The sequence below is a fragment of the Cohnella sp. GbtcB17 genome (assembly GCF_019091135.1).
GTDB lineage: Bacteria > Bacillota > Bacilli > Paenibacillales > Paenibacillaceae > Cohnella.
The window spans coordinates 1-4,470 of the sequence record NZ_JAGXJW010000008.1; the positions used below are offsets into that span (position 1 = coordinate 1).

Sequence of the window (4,470 nt, forward strand, 5' to 3'; positions counted from 1 at the left end):
CCAAGGAGTTACTTTGTCACGGGGCTTCAACCTTAGGATCTCTCCACCAGTTGCCCGTCAGCTACGAGGCGACTTGGTTCTTACCTCGGCCGGACTTCCACTGGCTAGTTGTGCCTAGCTTGGCTAGGCGCGCTGAATTGAAAAAGCCGGATACGTTCTCCAAGCGCGACGCGCGCTGGGGAGCATATCCGACTTTCCTTGTTTCCTTCACTTCGATGAATGCGGTGGGTTATTCGGGCTTGATGACGCCCTTTTTGAGAATGATGTTGGCGTAAATCGCGCTCTCGCCCGTCGCCACGATCGCGTACGCTTGCTTCGCCCGCTCGTAGAACGCGAATCGCTCCACTTCCTCGAACGGCTCCGCAAGACCGGTCCGCTCGCGAATAATATCGCCGTACCGGCCCCAGATCGGCGTCTCGGCCGTATCGCCGGGCACGACCTGCATGAGCGCAACCGGCCGATCCGCATACTGGTCGAGCGGCATCAGCTTCAGCACCGCGTCCAGCAGCTCCGGCACGCCATGGCCGTCGGCGCGCACGAGACGCTGGGCGTGGCTGGCTGCCGGGAAGTTCCCGTCGCCCAACACGATCTCGTCGCCGTGTCCCATTTCCATCAAAATCTTCAGCAGCTCCGGAGACAATATCGCCGGAATTCCCTTCAACAATTCAATCGACCTCCCGCCGGCTTCTGCGCGTACGCACGGTCAGAACGCGCGGGCCGCCCGAACCGGACATGCCCCGGCACGCAGGCCGAATCGCCCGTTTCTGCCGTCTTCTGCCAGTATAACCGACGCGGTTCGTCTTGTCTTTATTGAGCTGCGCTCGACAACGCATCCGAAATGACTTTGACGCCTGTCCTGCGGTCGATCGGCCCGTAGCCAAGCACCAGTTGGCCGTCCACGCCGTAGACATGCCCGTTTTTGACCGCCTTCAGGTTTTTCCAGATCGTGCTGTCCTTCCACGTATCGGTGAACGCGGCCATCGTGGAATCGTGATAGTTGAAGTAGCCAAGGATCAGATAATCGGGATCAAGCGCGCTGAGTCCTTCGAGGCTGAGCTCGGCGCCGCTCTTTCCGATATCGCCTTCGGGCGCTTTCAGGCCAAGTCCGTCATAATAATCCTTCAGATAGTCGCTGCCCTGCAGGTAGACCGTCTTGTCCCGCACTTGCAGGAACGCGACCGTGCCTTGGAGCGCCGCGAGCTTTTCTTTGGCTGCCGCCAGCTCGCTCCTGTAGCCGGCAATATAGTCCGCGGCCACCTGCTCCTGTCCCAGAATCTTGCCGATCTCCGTCACGAGCGCCGGCCAGTTCGACCATACGTCCGTCCGCGCTTCGTCGATGACGACCGTCGTCGCGACTTGGGACAGTTGCGGCAGCACCTTCTCGTTCGTCTTGTTGCCCGCGATGATCAGATCGGGGCCGTAAGCCGCCAGCTTTTCGAGATTGACCTCCGTGTTCTCGCCCACGATCCGGATGTCGGCGATTTTATCGGCGTACGCTTTGTAGGCGTCCGTGCCGAGCAGGGATTGTTTCTCCGTAAAAGGAAGCGCGAACGCTGCGGAGTCGAGGTCGAACAGCAGCAGCGAATCGGTATAGCCCCAGTGGAGCACCGCCACCTTCTTGGGCTGCTCCGGGAGCGTCACGTCGCCGCCGACGCTTGTCACCGTGCGCGGATATGCAGCCGCAGCTTCCGAAGCGCCCGCGGACGCAGCGGGACTGCCGCTGCCGGCGGCGCCCGCTCCGCCTGTGGAAGCGCCGGCCGTTGCGCCTGCACCGGCGCTTGGGCTGCCCGAAGCTTCGTTATTTCCGTTGCCGCAGGCCGACAGCAGCACAAGCAGCAGCATCAAACCGACAAGCGTCGGCCACCATTTGAAGCGATTCATCATGTTAAAGATTTCCCCTCTGCTCATCTAGTAGATAACGATTCTCATTATCATCTAGACTTTAACACCTCGCCCGCTTGCTGCAAATGGAGAAAAGTTAGCGATCAGGATGGACGATTTCGCCTATGCTTCAGTCCGAGCTCGCCCGGAGATTGCCCTTTGTGCTTTTTGTAAAGTCGGCTGAAATAGTAGGCATCCGGGTAACCGACGCTTCTCGCCACCGCATGCACCGTATACGATCCGGTCGCGAGCAGCTCCTCCGCGCGGTTCATTCTGTACCGAATCAAATAATCGATCGGTCCCATGCCCATAAACCTGCGAAACTGCGTCGAAAAATACTTGGGCCCGAGCCCATGCCGCCCGGCCAGCCGCGCAAGCGTAATCGGCTCCGCGTAATGCGCGTGAATCAGCTCAAGCGTGTCGCTTACCATTGTGGAAGCCGGTCCGTGCCTGACTGTACGCGCCGCGACGAGCAGCCGGTTCACGAGCTGGTAAAACAACGTTTTTTTCTCAAGCCGCATCATGCCGTCCGGAAGCGCAGCCGCCCGCAGCAGCCGCTCCAGTAGCAGACGCTGCTCCGGGTCCGCACCGACGCGCAGCGACGAGACGGCAGCCACTATCTGCGCAGCCTCGCCGATCGGCGGCTCCGGCAAGTAGTGGACGAGCCCGTATTCGAACGTCTCGCCTCCCGTCCGGATCTCGAGCCGTCTGTTCACCCCGCCGATCAGCGCGACGCCCGGCTCCATCGCATGCCGCTCCGCGCCGTCAAAAATAAAATCGGCCTGACCGCTCAGACCGATAATGACCGCACACTTGGAGGTCGGTCGCTCTACGTGCCCGGTATATGCCGATTCGGCCGCGAGGACCGTGCGGTAAACGCCGTGAACGGTCAGATTCGCGCCTTCGAATGCTTCAGCCAATTGCTCGCATGTATAGGACATGTTCGCGCCGTCACGTCCTTTCCGTAATAAAAAGGGCGGCAGCGCCGCCCGCGATTTATACCTTTTGCCCGAACACCTGTCCGATCATGTCCGCGATCGTGCGGCCGTCGAGCACTTCCATCATCCTGCGCTCGGTCTCGCGAATGACGTCGCCGAACGCTTCCTTCATACCCGAACCGAGCGCCGTGCAGTCGTCCGCGCTGTCGAGCATCCCGCTGTGCAGCGGCTCCGCGATCTCGAGCGCCCGATACACTTCGCCTAGCGTGATCGCCTCCGGTGGCTTGAGCAGGAAGTAACCGCCTTCTCTGCCTTCGCGCGCTCCGACGATCTGTGCCCTGGCCAGGCGCGAGAGGATTCGCCGCATGAGCGTCGCCTCCGTGGCGCAGCCTCCGGCGATCTCGCCGCTTGGACAGCGATCGTCCCGGTCGGCGTGATGGGCCAAGTAAACGAGGGACTGCAGCGCATAGCCGAACCATCTCGGCGTCGCCACGCCTCCGCATTTATCGATTGCCATAAACACACCTCCATCCGGCGTACTCGCTATTAACACAGTATAGCGCATCGGGATGCAACCTGTCTCTTGAAAAAGAAGATCTTCATCGACCGCACGCGGACAATGAAGATCGAGTACCATCAAACGAGATTGCCGCGCCTATTGGGTACGGGAAGCGGCCTGGATCGCGCCGTATGCCCAGTGTGCCGCGGAAACGTCGGAATAAAGCGGCTTGGGCAACCGATCGTCCTGACGTCCAAGCACCTTGTTCAAGATCGTGACCGCCTCCGCTCGCGTTAGCGGCCGGTCCGGGCGGAACATGCCGTCCTCATAACCTCCAATGATGCCAGCGGCTTGTGCTTGAACAATCGCAGGTTCGGCCCAGTGGCCTTGAATATCCGTGAAGCCAGTGCCGGTCTGCTGCGCGCTCTTCATTCCAAGCTTATGCAGGAGCACGGCCATCTCCGCCCTGGTAATCGCAGCGTCCGGATGGAATTTCCCGTCAGGATAACCGTTCATCCAGCCGCGGTTCGCAGCTTGGGCAATTGCCTGCGATGCCCAATACGTCTGAGAAACGTCTTGGAAGTGCGTTTCAGTGCCGGTATCGTCGACGTTGCCGAACAGTCTGGTTAAAATGACAGCCATCTCTGCCCGAGTAAGGCTGGCATTCGGTCTGAAAAGACCTCCGGGATAGCCGCCGATGTATGCGATCCCCTTGTCCGACAGTTCTCCGCTGGTTTGACCAGGTTCAGGGCTTGGGCTTGGGCTTGGGCTTGGTCCGGAGCCAGTTCCCGGGCCCGGGCCTCCACCTTCTCCGCCGCCAGATGCGCTCACAGGCGTAACCGCGTTAGAGATGCCCGAAGGCTGCGACTCGCCCTTCACGTTCACGGCCTTCACCGTGAACGTATACGTCGTGCCGTTCGCGAGACCCGTCACAGCGACGGCGATCTTGCCTTCAGCCGCCGCGCCTGCGCTCTCGACCGTCTTCGCTTCCGCGCCGTTCGACCACGCCGTCACCTTGTAGCCCGTGATCGGCTTGCCGCCGTCGCTCGTTGGCGCCGTGAACGTCACCGTCGCCGATGCATCGCCCGGCGACGCGCTTACTCCGGTCGGCGCATCCGGCACCGTAGACGTATCCGGCTCGACCGGCGCCGC

General features: G+C 61.0%; 5 protein-coding genes. All 5 read right to left on the reverse strand.

From position 1 onward, the window contains the following. Positions 1-229: 229 nt before the first annotated feature. Positions 230-664 (reverse strand): L-fucose mutarotase, encoded by a 435-nt coding sequence (gene fucU / locus KVT38_RS05995; RefSeq protein WP_217592787.1) that lies wholly within the window; start codon positions 662-664, stop codon positions 230-232. A gap of 143 nt (positions 665-807) precedes the next feature. Beyond that, positions 808-1,884 carry an ABC transporter substrate-binding protein gene (locus KVT38_RS06000; protein ID WP_254639035.1) on the reverse strand — a complete coding sequence of 359 codons (1,077 nt, stop codon included), beginning with the start codon at positions 1,882-1,884 and terminating at the stop codon, positions 808-810. Between the two features lie 101 nt (positions 1,885-1,985). Beyond that, positions 1,986-2,822 carry a helix-turn-helix transcriptional regulator gene (locus KVT38_RS06005; protein WP_217592788.1) on the reverse strand — a complete coding sequence of 279 codons (837 nt, stop codon included), beginning with the start codon at positions 2,820-2,822 and terminating at the stop codon, positions 1,986-1,988. A gap of 55 nt (positions 2,823-2,877) precedes the next feature. Then, complete coding sequence (locus tag KVT38_RS06010) at positions 2,878-3,336, reverse strand: RrF2 family transcriptional regulator (protein WP_217592789.1); 459 nt, start codon at positions 3,334-3,336, stop codon at positions 2,878-2,880. A 138-nt stretch (positions 3,337-3,474) separates the two neighbouring features. Next, positions 3,475-4,470 (reverse strand): S-layer homology domain-containing protein (locus KVT38_RS06015; protein WP_217592790.1); only part of this gene is annotated, 996 nt, incomplete at its 5' end.